This is a genomic window from Reyranella sp. CPCC 100927 (assembly GCF_007859315.1).
Lineage (GTDB): Bacteria > Pseudomonadota > Alphaproteobacteria > Reyranellales > Reyranellaceae > Vineibacter.
Genome location: NZ_VOHA01000003.1, coordinates 319419 through 334982 on the forward strand (window position 1 = coordinate 319419; position 15564 = coordinate 334982).

Below are 15564 nucleotides of genomic sequence, written 5' to 3' on the forward strand. Positions count from 1 at the left end.
TCTTTACAGCTTGCGAAGATTCTCGACGTCGGCGGTACTGGGTCTCGCGCGATGTCGCCACCACGTGAGGTAGGATCCGCATGGCCACAAACACATTAACCGAACATCAGATAGAAGTCGTTCGCAACTGCCTGGTTGCTGCTATCGAAGGTCCGTTTTTCGAGGATTGGGAGTTCCATACGCTGATCGGCATCGATCGTTTGGAGTTGAAGGAAATTCTAGAAAAGTGGCCAGCAACTGACTCCCGTGATGAGAATGCCGCCCGCAACGTCATGGGGAACCTTCTTGGGTATCCTCACGGTCAGGATGGAGCGCTCCTGCGCTATGTGTCCGGTGGACGAACGGAAATCGAGTCTGTCTTTGAGACGTGGTCGCACACGCAGGACTCAAGAGCCCTATGACTGGGTTTTAAGGTTCAAGAGACAGTTTCAAAAATGACCGCATAACTCACGGCCGCATTCATTCAAGCACAAAGTTGCCATTTTGTTCTTGATCTCTGTCTGAGAATTTAGTATGACATAGACGGGGAGTTGCGCCTGTCGTCGGGGTTCGAGCTATGGAAGGACTTTCTGGCCGTAACTGGCCACTATCTGCCGCGCACCTGGCCGTGACAGGCGGGTCGGATACTGCCTTGAAACTATGCGCAAAAGCGACTTTCTGGCCGTATCTGCCCATTCTGCCGCCCGTCCGATCAATCGCTCCGCATCAGTACCAACACAAGGACAGTCGATGACGCTCAGTCCGTTGCCGCTGAGCGGCGTTCGCGTGGTGGAGTTTTCGCATACGGTGATGGGGCCGACGTGCGGGATGGTGCTGGCCGATCTCGGTGCCGACGTCGTCAAGGTCGAGCCGGTCGACGGTGATCGCACGCGCCGTCTGAAGGGCTTCGGTGTCGGCTTCTTCGGATTCCTGAACCGCAACAAGCGCGCCATCGCCGTCGATGTCGCGACAGCGGACGGCCGTGCCGCGGTGGACGAGCTGGTGCGTCGCGCCGACGTGCTGATCGAGAATTTCGCGCCCGGCACCATGACCAAGCGCGGTTATGGACTGCAGCGCTGCGCCGAACTCAATCCGCGACTGATCTACTGCGCCTTGAAGGGCTTTCTCGCCGGTCCGTACGAACACCGCGCGGCGCTCGACGAGGTGGTGCAGATGATGGGCGGGCTTGCCTACATGACCGGGCCGACCGGCAAGCCGTTGCGCGCCGGCGCCTCGGTCATCGACATCATGGGCGGCACCTACGGCGCCCTGGGCGTGCTTCTGAAGCTGCGCGAGCGTGACCGCACCGGCCGGGGCGGCCATGTCGAAAGCGCACTCTTCGAGTCCGTGGTGCTGCTGATGGGAACGCACCTCGCGGCCTCGGCGGTCATGCAGCGACCGGTACCGCCCATGCCCGAGCGCATTTCGTCGTGGGCGATCTACGAGCCGATGGATACCGCCGACGGGGCGCAGATCTTCATCGGCGTCACCAGCGACGGCCAGTGGCGCCGCTTCATCGACGTGTTCGGTCTTGCGGACCTGAAGGACGATGCGCGCCTGGCCACCAACAACGACCGCATCGCCGCGCGGCCCTGGCTGCTGCCCATCCTGCGCCAGACGATGGCGGCGCGGCCGATCGCCGAGATCGAACGGCTGGCCGAGCAGGCCGACATCTCCTACGCGCGGGTGGCGCGACCGGAAGACCTGCTGGACGATCCGCATCTGGCTGCCAGTGGCCAACTCGCGCCCACGCTGTTGCCGGGCGATGTCGTCGCGCGCCTGCCGCTGCTGCCCCTGCGACTGGATGGCCGGGTCTTGGGCAAGGACCGTGATCCGCCGTCGATCGTGGGCCAGCACACGCGCGAAGTGCTGCATGAACTGGGGTATGCTGACCCCGACATCACCCGGCTCGCCGCCGCGGGCACGATCGCGACCGGCGACGCCTGATCGGAGGTTCACCGTGCTCGACCACATGACTCTGCGTGTTTCAGACTACGCCCGATCGAAGGCGTTCTATGTGACGGCTTTGGCGCCACTGTCCTACAGCCTGATGGTCGACTTCGAGCACGAGGGCGCCAAGATCGCGGGCTTCGGCTGGACCCGGCCGGACGGCAGCCGGAAGGTCGACTGGTGGATCGTGCAGCCGCCGGCGGGCACCGGCGCGGTGTCGGGGCCGACGCATTTGGCGCTGCTTGCCAAGGACCGCGGCACGGTGGACGCCTTCCATCGGGCGGGGCTCGCGGCCGGCGGCAAGGACAATGGCGGCCCGGGCGTTCGGCCGCACTATCATGCCGACTATTACGGCGCGTTTGTCCTGGACCCCGACGGAAACAACGTCGAGGCCGTATGCCACACGCCCGCCACATAGGACGAGCATGAGGAAGCAATCACTTGGCTGAGGTGACATCCATGGGTCCGGAAGACCTGGCAGCGATCGAGCAAGCGAAGGCTCAGGCCGTCGCGCAGCAGCAGGCGGCCAGGCCGGCCGACTCGGGCTCTCCCGTCGATGCCATCGATGCCGGCATGTTGGTTGTCGAAGCGGCAACCACGGACGGTGCCGGCGATGTGGTGAGCGGTGCGCTCAATGCGGTCGGCAGCGCGGCGGAAGCCGTCGTTGACGCCGTCGGCAGCGTCGCGGAAGGCATCGGCTCGGTCCTCGACGGCCTGTAATATATGCCCCTCCCCACGTAGTGGGGAGGTGCCCCGAAGGGGCGGAGGGGACCCGCACGTGGTCCTGGTAACTGAGACCGCGAGGGGGCCCCTCCGGCCTTCGGCCACCTCCCCCAACTACGTTGGGAGAGAAAACTACACGCTCGCCACTGCCTGCAGTTTCGGCGAGCGCTCCGGCGGCAGCCGGGCGTAGAGATCGGCGATCAGATCGGCCTTGCGCGACTGCCAGGCCGCGTCATGCCAGAGGTTGCGGCGCTGCAGCGGGTCGTTGCGGCAGTCGTAGAGTTCTCCCACCGAACCGTCGCCGTCATAGAGCGTGCTCTTTTCGTAGACCGTGCACACCAGCCCGTCGCGGTAGATCGTGCGCAGGTGCATGGTGATGCCTTTGAAGGCGGAATCCCATTCCGTGATGACGCATTCGCGGCGCTGCGCATCAGCCTCGCTGCCGCTCACGGGCAACGCGCGGCTTTGCATCCAGTCCGGCCGCTCGACGCCGGCGATGGCGCAGAAGGTCGGCGCCAGGTCGATCTGACCCACGGGATGGTCGACGGTCGCGGGCGCGACGTTGGCGCTGCGGGCCGGCTTCCAGATGAAGGGCAGGCGCATCAGCGAGTCGACGTGGTAGGGCCCCTTGAACAGCAGTCCGTAGTCGCCCTGCAGTTCGCCATGGTCCGTAGTGAAGATTACATCGGTATCGTCACCCCAGCCGCGCTGCGCCACGGCATCCCACACGCGGCCGCAGGCTTCGTCGATCAGCTCGTTCTCGACATGGGTGAGGGCATTGATCTCGCGCAGCTGGTCGGCGGTAACGGTGCTGGGCACGAAATCGGGCGGCGCCTCGAAGTTGCTGACCAGGCGGCCCTCGTACCAGTCGAGCCAGTGGCGCGGCTTGTCCTTCAGCAGCGCCACGGCATCGGCGCGGGTCGCCGGCCAGTTGGCCGGCAGCTTTTCATCCTGCCAGCGATGGCGATGGATCTCTGATTGCGGCGGGTCCCACGGATGATGCGGATCGGGAAAGCTCACCCAGCAGAACCAGTCGGCGTCGGCCGGCAGCGATCGCAGCCAGGCGATGGCGCGCTCGGCGACCCAGTCGGTGTGATAGAGATCGCGCGTGATCGCGTTGTGCTGGACCTGGACGGCGCCGGTATCACCGCCGCCGGCAGCGTTCTGCTCGAAGCTGGGCAGCTTGAGCAAGGGATAGAAGCCGGCAACGGCATCGGGATGCGTCTTGGCCAGCCACAGCGGGTAATGCAGGAAGCCGCGTCCGGTATGAGCTGCAAGCTCCATGTGCTCGAAGCCGCGATGGGGACCGGTCTCGCCCAGACCGGCCATGCGGTTCTCGTAGAAGCGACGCTCGATGTCGAGGAACGGTTCGAAATGCGCCTTGCCGAACAGCGCCGTGCGGTAGCCTGCCGCCTCCTGCAGGTAGCGCGCGACGCTGGGCGCGTCGTCGGGCAGCGGCACGCCGTTCATCCAGACACCGTGCGTGCGCACGTATTGGCCGGTGACCATGGTGGCACGCGCCGGCATGCAGACCACGCTCTGCGCATGCGCCCGGGTGTAGCGGATGCCCTCGGCGGCCCAGCGATCGACCACCGGCGTGCGCGCCACCCTGCCGCCGTTGCAGCCCAAAGCGTCGTAGCGCTGCTGATCGGTCGTGATGAACAGGATCTTGCGGCCCATGTCGTTTCCCCCGGTGTTGTTGCACCGCATGATGAGGCATCGAAAGCGCGCGCACCATGGCGAGCCGTCAACGATTCGAGAGGCCGACCCCTTGACAAGGGGGCAGGTTGCCCGTGTGATCGCCGCCAAGAAAAACCAAGGCTTCATTTCGGGAGGGTGTGATGTCGCTACGTGCCCTGGCGCGCGCTGCGTGTGGTGTGGTTGCGGCGATCGCGATGACGGCGGCAGCGCCGGCGGTCCATGCGCAGGCCAAGAAGTTCAAGATCGGCGTCGTCTACGACTATACCGGGCCATTGGCCGGCGGCGGTTCCGACCTGCATGCGCTCGGCGCCAAGATCATGATCGACCACTTCATCAAGCAGGGCGGGGTCGAGGGCTACCAGATCGAGGCCGTCTACGCCGACGCCCAGAGCAAGCCCGATGTGGCGATCAACGAGGCAGTGCGCCTGGCCGAGCAGGAAAAGGTCGACATGCTGCTGGGCTTCTTCTCGTCGGCTCAGTGCGTGCCGGTGGCGGCGCGGGCCGAGCAGCTGAAGAAGTTCATGTGGATCACGACCTGCATCTCCTCGGCCGTGCTGGAAAACCGCAATCTGAAATACGTGTTCCGGCCGCAGCCCAGCGGCCGGCAGTTCGGCCTGATGTCGACGGACTTCATCGCCCAGAACGCCAAGGCGAAGTTCGGCAAGGAGCCCAAGGACCTGCGCGTCGCCATCATCCATGAGGACGGCTCGTACGGCGTCGACGTCTCGAAGGGCAATGAGGAAGGCGCCAAGAAGGCCGGCTTCAACGTCGTGCTGAAGGAGGGCTACTCGGCCACGGCACCCGATCTGTCGGCGCTGGTGACCAAGCTGAAGCGTGCCCGTCCCGACGTACTGTTCCACACCGGCTACAACCCCGACATCACGCTGTTCCTGCGCCAGTCGCGCGAGCAGGGCTTCCGCTTCAGCGCCCTGGTCGGACACGGCGCCGGCTACGGCGTCTATGCCAAGTTGAAGGAATCGCTGGGCAACGACGTCAACTACGTCTTCAACGTCGATCCGATCTCGATCTGGCTCACCAAGGAGAACGCGCTGGCGCCGGCGTTGCCGCCGTTCGTCAAGATGATCGGTGACGAGTACGAGAAGGCGAAGCCGGGCACCACCATCAGGTCGGCCCATGTCGGCATGGCGGCGAGCAACACTTATGTGCTGCTGACCGAGGTGCTGCCCAAGGCAATCAAGAAGTACGGCGGCATCGACGCCGAGGCGCTGCGCAAGGCGGCACTCGAGGTCGACTTGCCGGAAGGCGGCTCCATGCTCGGCTTCGGCGTGAAGTTCGAAGGCGAGGGCGCGATGGCCGGGCAGAACGCGCGCGCCTTCCCGGTGATCACGCAGTACGTCGACGACAACGCCTATGTCGTGTGGCCCAAGAGCCTGCAGCTGCGTGAACCCGTCCTGCCGCTGCCGGCATCGTCACCTTACGCCGCGAAGTAAGGGCTTCATGGTGAGCTTGTCTCTGATGATATGAGGCCTGCGTGCTGAACGTCGAAGGACTGGTGAAGCGCTTCGGCGGCTTCACGGCGGTCAACGGTGTCTCCTTCAAGGTCGAGCCGGGCGAGATCCTCGGCTTGATCGGCCCCAACGGCTCAGGCAAGAGCACCATCTTCAACATGCTCTCCGGCACGTTGCCGCCGACAGCGGGCTCGATCCGCTTCGAAGGCCGCGAGATCGCCGGGGTATCGCCGCACAGCATCATCAACCGCGGCATCGGGCGCACGTTCCAGATCCCGCGTCCGTTCCGCCGGCTGTCGATCTTCGAGAACGTGGCCCTGGCCGGCTACTATGGCCAGGGCAGCCACTCGCAGTCGAAGGCGTTCGCCGCCGCCGAACAGGCGCTGGCGCTGGTCGGGTTGCCCAGCGACCGCGGGGCCACCGTCGACGGCTTGGGTGCCGCCGGCCTCAAGAAGCTGGAACTGGCCAAGGCGCTGGCGACCGGACCCAAGCTGCTGCTGGCCGACGAAAGCCTCAGTGGGCTTGATGAGCATGAGATGGATCAGGCGGCCGACATGCTCGATCGCATCCGCAAGGAACTGGGTATGACGATCATCTGGGTTGAGCACATCATGGGCGTGCTGATGCGGATCGTCGATCGCGTGATGGTGCTCGACCACGGCGAGAAGATTGCCGAGGGCCTGCCCAGTGCGGTGGCGCACGATCCGCGTGTGGTCGAGGTCTATCTCGGCACCGACTCCGAGGCCGTGCAGGCCATGACCGCGGCGCGCGGCTAGGCGGGGCGGGCGATGCTGGAACTGAAATCCGTCGGCGCCGGCTACGGGGCTTTTCAGGCCCTGTTCGACATTTCGCTCGACGTGCGCCTGGGCGAGGCCGTGGCCGTGATCGGCCCCAACGGTGCCGGCAAGACGACCTTGATGCGGGTGATCTCCGGCCTGATCCGGCCAGGGCAGGGGATGATCGGCTTCGAGGGGGCCGACCTGGCGCAGACTCCGGCGCATCGCATCGTCGAGCTCGGCATCGCCCACGTGCCGGAGAACCGCCGGCTGTTCGCGCGCATGACGGTCGAGGACAATCTGCGCATGGGTGCCTTCATGCCGGCGGCGCGCGCCAAGTTCCGCCAGCGGCTGGAGTTCGTCTTCGACCTCTTCCCGCGCCTGCGTGAACGGCGCAACCAGTTCGCCGGCACCATGTCGGGCGGCGAGCAGCAGATGTGCGCCATCGGCCGCGCGCTCATGTCGGAGCCCAAGCTGCTGCTGCTCGACGAGCCGTCGGCCGGCCTGGCGCCAGTGATCGTGCAGCAGGTGTTCGACCTGGTGCGACGCATCCGGTCCGGCGGGCTGACCGTGCTCATCGTCGAGCAGAACGTGCAGCAGGTGCTGAAGGTCGTCGATCGCGCCTACTTGCTCGAGGCCGGTGGCATCCGCGCGGCGGGAACGGCGGCCGAGCTGCTCGAGAGCAAATCGATTCGCGAAGCCTACCTGGGCGTATGAGCAGTGGCACGCCACCACAACCGTCATCCCGAGCGCCCCTTCGGCAGGCTCAGGAGAGGGATCTCCTGCGAGTGACGCACCTTGCGCCATTCTCGGAAGATCCCTCTCCTGAGCCTGCCGAAGGGGCGCTCGGGATGACGATGGTGGCACGGGACGTTGGTATGAGGAGCATTGGTTGATGCAGATTTTCGACATCTATCTGCTCGAGGCCCTGATCAACGGCATCCTACTGGGTGGCGTGCTGGCCTTGCTGGCGCTCGGCCTCAACCTGATCTTCGGTGTCATCGACGTGGTGTGGATCTGCTACGCCGAGCTGATCATGATCGGGATGTATACGCTCTACTTCCTGTTCACGGTCTATCACCTGCCGTTCCCGCTGGCGGCCCTGATTGCGGTGGCGGGCGTGGGGGTGCTGGGCGCGCTCCTGCATTACCTGGTGATCGAGCCGCTGCTCAACGCGGCGCCGATCAACCAGCTGCTGGCGACCGGCGGGGTGCTGTTCTTCCTGCAGAGTGCGGCGACGGTGGCGTTCGGCATCGACTTCCGCAACGCCGGCATCCGCCTGCCGGTGATCAACGTCGCCGAAATGTACATCAGCTACGCCCGCCTGCTGGCGTTCGGCGCCGCGCTGGTGGCGATGGTCGTGATCTACCTGTTCCTGACGCGGACCTACACGGGCACGGCGATCCGTGCCATCGCCCAGGATCGCCAGATCATGCCGCTGATGGGCGTCGACAGCCGGCGCGTCTACTTCGTCACCTCGGCGGTCGGCGGCGCGCTGGCCGGGCTGGCGGCCACCCTGCTGGTGCTGCAGTACGACGTGCACCCCTTCGTCGGCCTGTCGTTCGGGCCGATCACCTTCATGATCTGTGTGCTGGGCGGGCTGGGCAACATGATCGGCGGTTTCGTGGCCGCCTTCATCTTCGCCGAGATCATCTCGCTCGGCGGTCTCTACTCCGATCTCGAATGGGGCTACGTGCTCGCCTTCGCCTTCTTCATCGTGATGATGTTCGTGCGGCCCCAGGGGCTGCTGGCCCGGCGGTCATGACCATGCGTTCCTACTTCCCCTGGGTTGCCGGCGCGGTGCTGGTGGCGGTGCCGTTCGTCTATCATTCGCCGTACCCGCTGCACATCATGATCCAGATTCTGATCTGGTCATTCGCCTATACGTCGTGGTCGGTGATGGGGCGCTTCGGGCTGGTGTCGCTGGGCCACGGTGGCTTCATGGGCATCGGCGCCTACGTGACGGCGTTGCTGTGGAACCATGTCGGCCTGTCGCCGTGGCTGGGCATCCCGATTGCGCTGCTGGCGGCCGGCGCACTGGCGCTGATCGTGGGCTGGCCGTGTTTTCGCTTCCGCATCACCGGGCACTACTTCGCCCTGGTGACCCTGGCGCTGAGCGGCATCGTACTGCAGGTGATCACGGCGACGCGCGACTATACCGGCGGCTCCTTGGGCTATACGCCGGAGCGTCACAAGGCCGGCGAATCGGCGTTCCTGGCGCTGCAGTTCACCGACAAGGAAACCTGGTACCTGATCGCGCTGGGGGTATGGGCGGCCGGACTCTACATCTGGCACCTGGTCGATCGCAGCATGAGCCGCTTTGCGCTGGAGGCGATCTCGGAGGACGAGGATGCCGCGGCTGCCGCCGGCGTGAACGTGACGAAGGAGAAGCTGCGCATCACGGTGCTGAGCGCCGTCATGACGGCATTCGCCGGCGCGCTCTACTGCCAGTACCAGATGTTCATCTCGCCCGACACGGTGAGCGGCATCTCGGTGTCGCTGCAGATGGTGTTCGCCGTGGTCGTGGGCGGCATCTACGTGTCGCTGGGGCCGACCGCCGGGGCCGTGATCACGCTGCTGCTGGCCGAGACCTTGCGCATCTCGTTCGGCACCAAGGCCGTAGGCTGGGACAACCTGGTCTACGGCGTGCTGCTGGTGATGTTCATCATCTTCCTGCCCAAGGGCATCCTGGGCAGTCTGCTGGAGGCGCGCTGGCTGCGGCGCAGGCCTCAGCAGCCGGCGCCGGCGGAGTGACGCCACGTTGCTCCGTCAGCGGCTCAGCGCATGGTACTCGGCGTTGGGGATCATCTCCGAACCGTGCGCCATGCGGTTGGACATATTGAAGAAGGCGATGACATCGCAGATGTCGTAGATGTCCTGCGGCGTGAAGCCGTGGGCCTTGAGCCCGTCGCGGTCGGTATCGCCGACGTCGAACGGGGTCAGCGTGAGCTTCCAGGCGAAGTCGAGCATGGCGCGCTGGCGGGCGGGCAGGTCGGCGACGCGGTAGTTCAGCACCATCATCTCGCCCAGCTGTGGATCGCCCGAGTACTGACGCACGGCCTGACCGTGGGCGACGAGGCAGTAGTAGCAGCGGTTGGCGCTCGACACGACAACGGCGATCATCTCGCGCTCGAGCTTGCTGAGGCCCGAGTCGCCCAGCATCAGCTCGTTGTACATGGCGATGAAGGTGCGGGCCTTCTTGGGATTCTGCGACACCGCGCGGATGACGTTGGGCACCATGCCGAGCTTCTCGACGCACTTGGCCCAGTACTTCTTCAGGTCCTCCTCGGTCGGCTCGCCAACGGTGATATCGAGCTTCCACAGGTGATCGGGCTGGGGCATGGCGTTCTCCTATCGATGGGGGCGCAGCGACGGCTTCCAGGCGTGGATGGCGTCGAGCACGGTCTTCATTCTGGTGTCGAGGCCGGCGGCGCGCACGGCAATGGCGGCGCCGGCGCCGGGCACGCTCGACAGATTGTCGTCGAGGTTCCACAGCGAGACGCGGGCCTTGGAAAAATGCTCGAGGTCGACGCCGATCTGCAGCGTGGGCCGGACGCCGCGCACGCGGGCCCACTGGATCACGTCCCAGGGCACCAGCAGGTCGCGGCCGAAGCCCAGCCGGATGCCGTCCCGGTCGACCACGACCTGGGGGCGGCGGTCGCGGAAGCGCAGGATCGAGCGCACGACGTAGTAGAGGATCGCCGCCGCACAGAGCCCCATCACCCAGGGGGACTGTTGGCCGATCTGCGCTTCGCCCATCGCGATCGCGGCACCGAAAATCGCGGCGATGACCAGCATGGTCATGCCGAGAGCGGCCAGGGTCATGTGGAAGGTCTGGCTGTGGCGCACTTCCAGGCGGCGTGGTCGAGCAGCCATGTCGGACTCAGCCGCCGCACTGCGCGCGATGGCGCAGCAGATGATCGGCCAGTACGCAGGCGATCATGGCCTCGGCCACGGGCGCGGCACGCAAGCCCACGCAGGGGTCATGGCGGCCCTTGGTGCGCAGGTCGACCTCGTTGCCGAAGCGGTCGACGCTCTTGACCGGCGTCAGGATCGAGCTGGTCGGCTTCACCGCCATGCGCGCAACGATATCCTGGCCGGTCGAGATGCCGCCCAGGATGCCGCCGGCATGGTTGCTGAGGAACGACACCTTGCCGTCTTGCATGCGCATCTCGTCGGCGTTCTCTTCACCCGACAGGGCGGCGGCGGCGAAACCCTCGCCGATCTCCACGGCCTTGACGGCGTTGATGCTCATCAGCGCGCGAGCGATATCGCTGTCGAGCTTGTCGTAGATCGGCGCGCCCAGCCCCACCGGTACGCCGCTGGCGGTGACCTCGATGATCGCACCGACCGAGGAGCCGGCCTTGCGCACGGAGTCGAGGTAGCCCTCCCAGCGCTGCACGGCCTGGCGGTCGGGGCACCAGAACGGATTGTCGGCGACGGCGCTCCAGTCCCAGTTGGCACGATCGATCGTGTGCGTGCCGACCTGCACCACGGCGCCGCGGATGGTGACGCCGTCGCCCAGCACCTTGCGCGCGATGGCGCCGGCGGCCACGCGCACCGCGGTCTCACGGGCCGACTGTCGGCCGCCGCCGCGGTAGTCGCGCACGCCGTACTTGGCGAGATAGGTGTAGTCGGCGTGACCCGGGCGGAACTGGTCCTTCACCTCGCCGTAGTCGCGCGAACGCTGGTCGACGTTCTCGATCAGCATCGAAATCGGTGTGCCGGTGGTCACGCCCTCGAAGACGCCGCTGAGGATCTTGACGGTGTCCGGCTCCTGCCGCTGCGTGACGAAGCGCGATGTGCCCGGCCGCCGCTTGTCGAGCCAGACCTGGATGTCGGCCTCGGTCAGCGGGATGCGCGGCGGCGCACCGTCGACGACGCAGCCGATGGCGGGGCCGTGGCTCTCGCCCCAGCTGGTGAAGCGGAACAGGTGACCGAATGTATTACCGGCCATGGCCGGGTGCCTGCCTAGTCGTCGTCGAAGGTCGCCAGCAGCTCCGACAGCTGCTTGGCCGAACTGGTCTTGATCATGCCCACGACGTGGTAGCCGGCATCGACATGCATCACCTCGCCGGTGACGCCGGAGCCCAGGTCCGACAGCAGGAACAGGCCGGCGTTGCCCACTTCATCGGTGGTCACGTTGCGCTTGAGCGGCGAGTTGAGCTCGTTCCACTTCAGGATATAGCGGCCATCGCCGATGCCGGCGAAAGCCAGCGTCTTGATCGGCCCGGCCGAGATCGCGTTGACCCGGATGCCCTGGTCGCCCAGGTCCGCCGCCAGGTAGCGCACGCTCGCTTCCAACGCTGCCTTGGCCACGCCCATGACGTTGTAGTGGGGCATGACGCGCTCGGCGCCATAGTAGGTGAGCGTGAGCAGCGACCCGCCCGCCTTCATCAGGGGCACTGCGCGCTGGGAGACTGCCGTGAACGAATAGCAGCTGACGTTCATGGTGAGCGCAAAGTTGTCGGGTGTCGTGTTCAGATACTTGCCCTTGAGCTCGTCCTTGTTCGAGAAGGCGATGGCATGGACCAGGAAGTCGAGCTGGCCCCAGCGCTGCTGGACGGCGCCAAAGACCGCGTCCATGCTGGCGGCGTCGGTCACGTCACAGGGCAGCACGAAGTCGCAGCCGATGGACTGGGCCAGCGGCTTGACCCGCTTGCCCAGCGCGTCGCCCTGATAGGTGAAGGCGAGCTCGGCACCCTGGGCGTGGACGGCCTGCGCGATGCCCCAAGCGATCGAGCGGTCGTTGGCAACGCCCATGACTAGGCCTTTCTTGCCTTCCATCAGTCGACCGGGGGCTGCCATTCGGAATGCTCGCTATTTCAACAAGTTGTCAGCGCCTTGTAGCCGGGCGCCGCAGGCCGGGCAAGGGCTAGTGGTTAGGCACACTGAGGACAATCCATGGCTGGTATTGCCGCAGCCTTACGACCATATTCCGCCGCATGAGTGAGCCCGGTACCGACCCCTTCGACAGCTTCGCCGCCTGGTTCCAGGAGGCCGAGAAAAGCGAGCCCAACGACCCCAACGCCGTGGCCGTCGCCAGCGTCGGCCCTGACGGCATGCCGTCGCTGCGCATGGTCCTGCTGAAGGGCTGGGATCGCAACGGCTTCGTCTTCTATACCAACTACGAAAGCCGCAAGGGCACCCAGCTTCAGGCGCACCCCAAGGCGGCCCTGCTGTTTCACTGGAAGTCGCTGCGCCGCCAGGTGCGGGTCGAGGGCCTGGTCGAGCCGACGACGGCGGAGGAGGCGGACGCCTACTTCGCCACCCGCCCGCTGGGCAGTCAGGTCGGCGCCTGGGCCTCGGCGCAGTCGCGGCCGCTCGAGAGCCGTTTCGCGCTCGAGAAACAGGTCGCCCTGTACACAGCCAAGTTCGCGCTTGGCAAGGTGCCGCGGCCGCCGCACTGGTCCGGCTTCCGCATCCGGCCGACCTTGTTCGAGTTCTGGCGCGACATGCCCTTCCGGCTGCATGATCGCACGGTCTTCACGCGCGCCGCGCCGACGGACAGCGGGTGGACGACCGAGAAGCTCTATCCGTAGGAGCCCATGATGCCGAGCGACCGTCTGGCAACCCCGTCGGTGCCAGCGGACGGGCCGGCGACTGCAAGCGCGTCGCGCTCGCGGCTGTTGCGGCTGGTGACCTGGGCCTCTCTCGCGGTCGCCTCCATCCTGATCGTCACCAAGCTGCTGGCGTGGCTGGCCACCGGCTCGGTGGCCATGCTGTCATCCCTCATCGATTCGGCGCTGGATCTGCTGGCCTCCGGCATCGCCTGGTTCGCTGTGCGCCAGGCGCTGACGCCGGCCGATCGTGAGCACCGCTTCGGCCACGGCAAAGCCGAGGCGCTGGCGGCCTTCGCCCAGGCCGGGTTCATCATCGCCTCGGCTCTGGGATTGGCGCTCGCTGCCGGTGACCGCATCCTGCACCCGCAAGCGGTGACGCACGAGGAGGTGGGCCTGGCCGTGACGGCGCTGGCGATCGCGCTGACCATAGGGCTAGTCGCCTTCCAGCGCCATGTCGTGCGGCGCACGGGATCGATGGCCGTGGGCGCCGATTCGCTGCATTACCTGGGCGACCTGATGGCAAACGCGACAGTGATCGTCGTCCTGCTGCTGTCGGCGCGGTTCAACGTGCCGTGGCTGGACGCCGCCGGCGCGATCCTGATTGCGTTCTATTTGCTGTTCGGTGTGCGCACGTTGCTGCAGCGATCACTGGATGTCCTGATGGACCATGAATTGCCGGACGACCAGCGTGAGCGCATCAAGGCGATCGTGCGAGCGCACCCGGCCGTGCGCGACCTGCACGACCTGCGCACCCGAACGTCGGGCACGACGCGCTTCATCCAGATGCATGTCGAACTCGACCCGCAGACCAGTCTGATTGGCGCTCATCAGAAGGGCAACGAGATCGAGGCTGCGATCCGGCGTGATTTTCCCGACGCCGAGATCATCCTCCATCTCGACCCCCACGGTCTCGATGAAGCGGCGCGCTTGGTCGCGCCAGCCGGGTCCGCAGGAAGTCGATGAACAACCGCACCTTGGCCGGCGGATAGCGGGTGGCGGGATAGACCGCGTGCACGCCGCCTTCGGGAAGGTTCCATGACGGCAACAGCGGCACCAGCCGGCCGGTGGCGATGTCGTCCTCGATCATCGAGTCGGGCAGCACCGACAGGCCGGCGCCGCTGATCGCGAAGGTGCGCGCGGCACTGCTGGTGTTCACCAGAACATGGGCGGTGACACGGACCGCATGCGCGGTGCCGCGCCGCGACGTGAAGCGCCACGTGAGCGGGCTGCGCAACTGCGTGAGGCCGATCCAGCGATGGGCTGGCAGATCGTGCGGCCGACGCGGCTTGCCGTACCGCGCCAGATAGGTGGGTGCGCCGACCAGGATCTGCCGGAAGCTGCGCAGGCGCACCGCGCGCAGGCGCGAATCGCGCAGCCATCCGGTACGGATGGCAAGGTCGAAGCGCTCACCGACCAGATCGACGATCTGATCGGTGGCGACGAAATCGACCATCAGGTCAGGATTCTGCTCCATGAAGGCGGTCAGCGACGGTGCGATCACGGTGGCGCCGAAGTCGATCGAGGCCGTGATGCGCAGCGTGCCGGCCGGCGTTTCGCCGCCCAATCCGACACGCGCCACGGCCGCCTCGGTCTCCTGCAGGATGCGGGTGCAATCGGCATGGAAGGCGGCGCCTGCCTCCGTCGGCACAACGCGACGCGTCGTGCGCGAGAGCAGGGCAGCGCCAAGCTCGGCCTCGAGCCGGCTGACGTGCTGGCTGGTCATCGCCTTGGTCAGTCCCAGTCGCCGTGCCGCCGCCGTGAATGATCCGGCTTCCGCCACGGCGGCGAAAACGGCAAGGCGGTTCAGGTTGACCGAGGGCATCGGCACTCCATTGTTCAACAGAAGTATACAGTAATTTGCTGAATGGAGCGTTTTCCGGATCAATCGCGGCAGGCACTATCCTGGGCCCCGTTGCGGAGAAGGTGCCATGAGAAAGATCGCTGTTGCCCTGATTGCCGGTGCCCTGGCGCTCGTCGCCCAGTCAGCCGTCGCGGCTGATCCACGGCAGATGGAAGAGAACAAGAAGGTCGTGCTCGATTTCTACGAGAAAGGCCTCAACAAGAAGGACTTCGAGGCGGCAGCCGTCCATTTCGGTTCGCGCTATACGCAGCACAATCCCAATGCCGGCGATGGACCAGAAGGGTTCAAGAACTTCCTGGCATTCCTGCGCGAGAAGTTCCCGAACTCACGCAGTGAGATCAAGCGCGTCTTCGCCGATGGGGATTACGTCATCCTGCATGTGCACGCCGTACGGTCGCCTGGCGAGCGTGGCGTGGCCATCATCGACATCTTCAAACTCGAGAACGGCAAGATTGTCGAGCACTGGGATGTCGCTCAGCCGATCCCTGAGAAGGCCGCCAACAACAACGGCATGTTCTAGCGCCGCGATCGGTTCGCGACGA

18 protein-coding genes are annotated in these 15564 nt (G+C 65.9%); 12 read left to right on the plus strand and 6 right to left on the minus strand.

Annotated features, from left to right (window positions below; genetic code table 11):
- The first annotated feature begins 80 nt into the window (after positions 1-80).
- The 4 genes from FQU96_RS10970 to FQU96_RS10985 all read left to right on the plus strand — a co-directional run bounded on the left by FQU96_RS10970 (position 81) and on the right by FQU96_RS10985 (position 2649).
- The gene (locus tag FQU96_RS10970) at positions 81-401 is read left to right on the plus strand and encodes a hypothetical protein (protein WP_146541061.1); all 321 of its coding nucleotides are present in this window, start codon (positions 81-83) and stop codon (positions 399-401) included.
- 328 nt (positions 402-729) lie between these two features.
- Positions 730-1926 carry a CaiB/BaiF CoA-transferase family protein gene (locus FQU96_RS10975; RefSeq protein WP_146541063.1) on the plus strand — a complete coding sequence of 399 codons (1197 nt, stop codon included), beginning with the start codon at positions 730-732 and terminating at the stop codon, positions 1924-1926.
- A 13-nt stretch (positions 1927-1939) separates the two neighbouring features.
- Positions 1940-2347: a VOC family protein gene (locus FQU96_RS10980; protein ID WP_146541065.1), complete on the plus strand. Its 408-nt coding sequence runs from the start codon at positions 1940-1942 to the stop codon at positions 2345-2347.
- A gap of 41 nt (positions 2348-2388) precedes the next feature.
- Complete coding sequence (locus FQU96_RS10985; protein ID WP_146541067.1) at positions 2389-2649, plus strand: hypothetical protein; 261 nt, start codon at positions 2389-2391, stop codon at positions 2647-2649.
- A 135-nt stretch (positions 2650-2784) separates the two neighbouring features.
- Here FQU96_RS10985 and FQU96_RS10990 read toward each other — a convergent pair whose 3' ends face one another.
- Positions 2785-4332: a sulfatase gene (locus FQU96_RS10990; RefSeq protein ID WP_146541069.1), complete on the minus strand. Its 1548-nt coding sequence runs from the start codon at positions 4330-4332 to the stop codon at positions 2785-2787.
- Positions 4333-4493: 161 nt separating this feature from the next.
- Between FQU96_RS10990 and FQU96_RS10995 the strand changes: the two genes are divergently transcribed.
- The 5 genes from FQU96_RS10995 (at position 4494) to FQU96_RS11015 (ending at position 9352) form a co-directional block, all read left to right on the plus strand.
- On the plus strand, positions 4494-5804 hold the full coding sequence (locus FQU96_RS10995; RefSeq protein ID WP_146541071.1) for an ABC transporter substrate-binding protein: 1311 nt from the start codon (positions 4494-4496) through the stop codon (positions 5802-5804).
- Positions 5805-5845: 41 nt separating this feature from the next.
- Entirely contained in the window at positions 5846-6598 is a 753-nt protein-coding gene (locus FQU96_RS11000) for an ABC transporter ATP-binding protein (protein ID WP_146541073.1), read from the plus strand.
- A 12-nt stretch (positions 6599-6610) separates the two neighbouring features.
- Positions 6611-7315, plus strand: a complete 705-nt coding sequence (locus FQU96_RS11005; RefSeq protein WP_146541075.1) for an ABC transporter ATP-binding protein — start codon at positions 6611-6613, stop codon at positions 7313-7315.
- A gap of 178 nt (positions 7316-7493) precedes the next feature.
- Complete coding sequence (locus tag FQU96_RS11010) at positions 7494-8363, plus strand: branched-chain amino acid ABC transporter permease (protein ID WP_146541077.1); 870 nt, start codon at positions 7494-7496, stop codon at positions 8361-8363.
- Positions 8360-9352, plus strand: a complete 993-nt coding sequence (locus FQU96_RS11015; RefSeq protein WP_146541079.1) for a branched-chain amino acid ABC transporter permease — start codon at positions 8360-8362, stop codon at positions 9350-9352. The genes FQU96_RS11010 and FQU96_RS11015 overlap by 4 nt, the downstream gene beginning before the upstream one ends.
- Positions 9353-9367: 15 nt before the next feature.
- Here FQU96_RS11015 and FQU96_RS11020 read toward each other — a convergent pair whose 3' ends face one another.
- The 4 genes from FQU96_RS11020 to fabI are packed head-to-tail and all read right to left on the minus strand — an operon-like array spanning position 9368 to position 12406.
- Positions 9368-9940, minus strand: coding sequence for a peroxidase-related enzyme (locus FQU96_RS11020; protein ID WP_146541081.1), 573 nt, complete (start codon positions 9938-9940; stop codon positions 9368-9370).
- 9 nt (positions 9941-9949) lie between these two features.
- Complete coding sequence (locus FQU96_RS11025; RefSeq protein ID WP_146541083.1) at positions 9950-10474, minus strand: hypothetical protein; 525 nt, start codon at positions 10472-10474, stop codon at positions 9950-9952.
- Positions 10475-10481: 7 nt separating this feature from the next.
- Positions 10482-11555, minus strand: a complete 1074-nt coding sequence (aroC, locus tag FQU96_RS11030; protein WP_146541085.1) for a chorismate synthase — start codon at positions 11553-11555, stop codon at positions 10482-10484.
- Between the two features lie 14 nt (positions 11556-11569).
- Positions 11570-12406, minus strand: coding sequence for an enoyl-ACP reductase FabI (gene fabI, locus FQU96_RS11035; protein ID WP_255467964.1), 837 nt, complete (start codon positions 12404-12406; stop codon positions 11570-11572).
- Between the two features lie 137 nt (positions 12407-12543).
- On the opposite strand from fabI, the gene pdxH reads away from it, so the two are divergent.
- Both pdxH and FQU96_RS11045 read left to right on the plus strand, forming a co-directional pair.
- A complete protein-coding gene (gene pdxH / locus FQU96_RS11040) occupies positions 12544-13140 on the plus strand; it encodes a pyridoxamine 5'-phosphate oxidase (RefSeq protein WP_146541087.1) in 597 nt (198 codons plus the stop codon).
- A 9-nt stretch (positions 13141-13149) separates the two neighbouring features.
- Entirely contained in the window at positions 13150-14124 is a 975-nt protein-coding gene (locus tag FQU96_RS11045; protein WP_146541089.1) for a cation diffusion facilitator family transporter, read from the plus strand.
- Here FQU96_RS11045 and FQU96_RS11050 read toward each other — a convergent pair.
- Positions 14045-14983 carry a LysR family transcriptional regulator gene (locus FQU96_RS11050; RefSeq protein ID WP_146541091.1) on the minus strand — a complete coding sequence of 313 codons (939 nt, stop codon included), beginning with the start codon at positions 14981-14983 and terminating at the stop codon, positions 14045-14047. The genes FQU96_RS11045 and FQU96_RS11050 overlap by 80 nt on opposite strands.
- Positions 14984-15089: 106 nt before the next feature.
- Between FQU96_RS11050 and FQU96_RS11055 the strand changes: the two genes are divergently transcribed.
- A complete protein-coding gene (locus FQU96_RS11055; protein WP_146541093.1) occupies positions 15090-15542 on the plus strand; it encodes a nuclear transport factor 2 family protein in 453 nt (150 codons plus the stop codon).
- The last annotated feature ends 22 nt before the right edge of the window (positions 15543-15564 follow it).

Coding starts and splice junctions, on each gene's coding strand:
- FQU96_RS11015 (WP_146541079.1), top strand. CDS start 8,360: ATGACCATGCGTTCCTACTTCCCCTGGGTTGCCGGCGCGGTGCTGGTG.
- FQU96_RS10995 (WP_146541071.1), top strand. CDS start 4,494: ATGTCGCTACGTGCCCTGGCGCGCGCTGCGTGTGGTGTGGTTGCGGCG.
- FQU96_RS10985 (WP_146541067.1), top strand. CDS start 2,389: ATGGGTCCGGAAGACCTGGCAGCGATCGAGCAAGCGAAGGCTCAGGCC.
- fabI (WP_255467964.1), bottom strand. CDS start 12,406: ATGGCAGCCCCCGGTCGACTGATGGAAGGCAAGAAAGGCCTAGTCATG.
- FQU96_RS11010 (WP_146541077.1), top strand. CDS start 7,494: ATGCAGATTTTCGACATCTATCTGCTCGAGGCCCTGATCAACGGCATC.
- aroC (WP_146541085.1), bottom strand. CDS start 11,555: ATGGCCGGTAATACATTCGGTCACCTGTTCCGCTTCACCAGCTGGGGC.
- FQU96_RS11050 (WP_146541091.1), bottom strand. CDS start 14,983: ATGCCCTCGGTCAACCTGAACCGCCTTGCCGTTTTCGCCGCCGTGGCG.
- FQU96_RS10970 (WP_146541061.1), top strand. CDS start 81: ATGGCCACAAACACATTAACCGAACATCAGATAGAAGTCGTTCGCAAC.
- pdxH (WP_146541087.1), top strand. CDS start 12,544: ATGAGTGAGCCCGGTACCGACCCCTTCGACAGCTTCGCCGCCTGGTTC.
- FQU96_RS11055 (WP_146541093.1), top strand. CDS start 15,090: ATGAGAAAGATCGCTGTTGCCCTGATTGCCGGTGCCCTGGCGCTCGTC.
- FQU96_RS11020 (WP_146541081.1), bottom strand. CDS start 9,940: ATGCCCCAGCCCGATCACCTGTGGAAGCTCGATATCACCGTTGGCGAG.
- FQU96_RS11025 (WP_146541083.1), bottom strand. CDS start 10,474: ATGGCTGCTCGACCACGCCGCCTGGAAGTGCGCCACAGCCAGACCTTC.
- FQU96_RS10975 (WP_146541063.1), top strand. CDS start 730: ATGACGCTCAGTCCGTTGCCGCTGAGCGGCGTTCGCGTGGTGGAGTTT.
- FQU96_RS10990 (WP_146541069.1), bottom strand. CDS start 4,332: ATGGGCCGCAAGATCCTGTTCATCACGACCGATCAGCAGCGCTACGAC.
- FQU96_RS11005 (WP_146541075.1), top strand. CDS start 6,611: ATGCTGGAACTGAAATCCGTCGGCGCCGGCTACGGGGCTTTTCAGGCC.
- FQU96_RS11045 (WP_146541089.1), top strand. CDS start 13,150: ATGCCGAGCGACCGTCTGGCAACCCCGTCGGTGCCAGCGGACGGGCCG.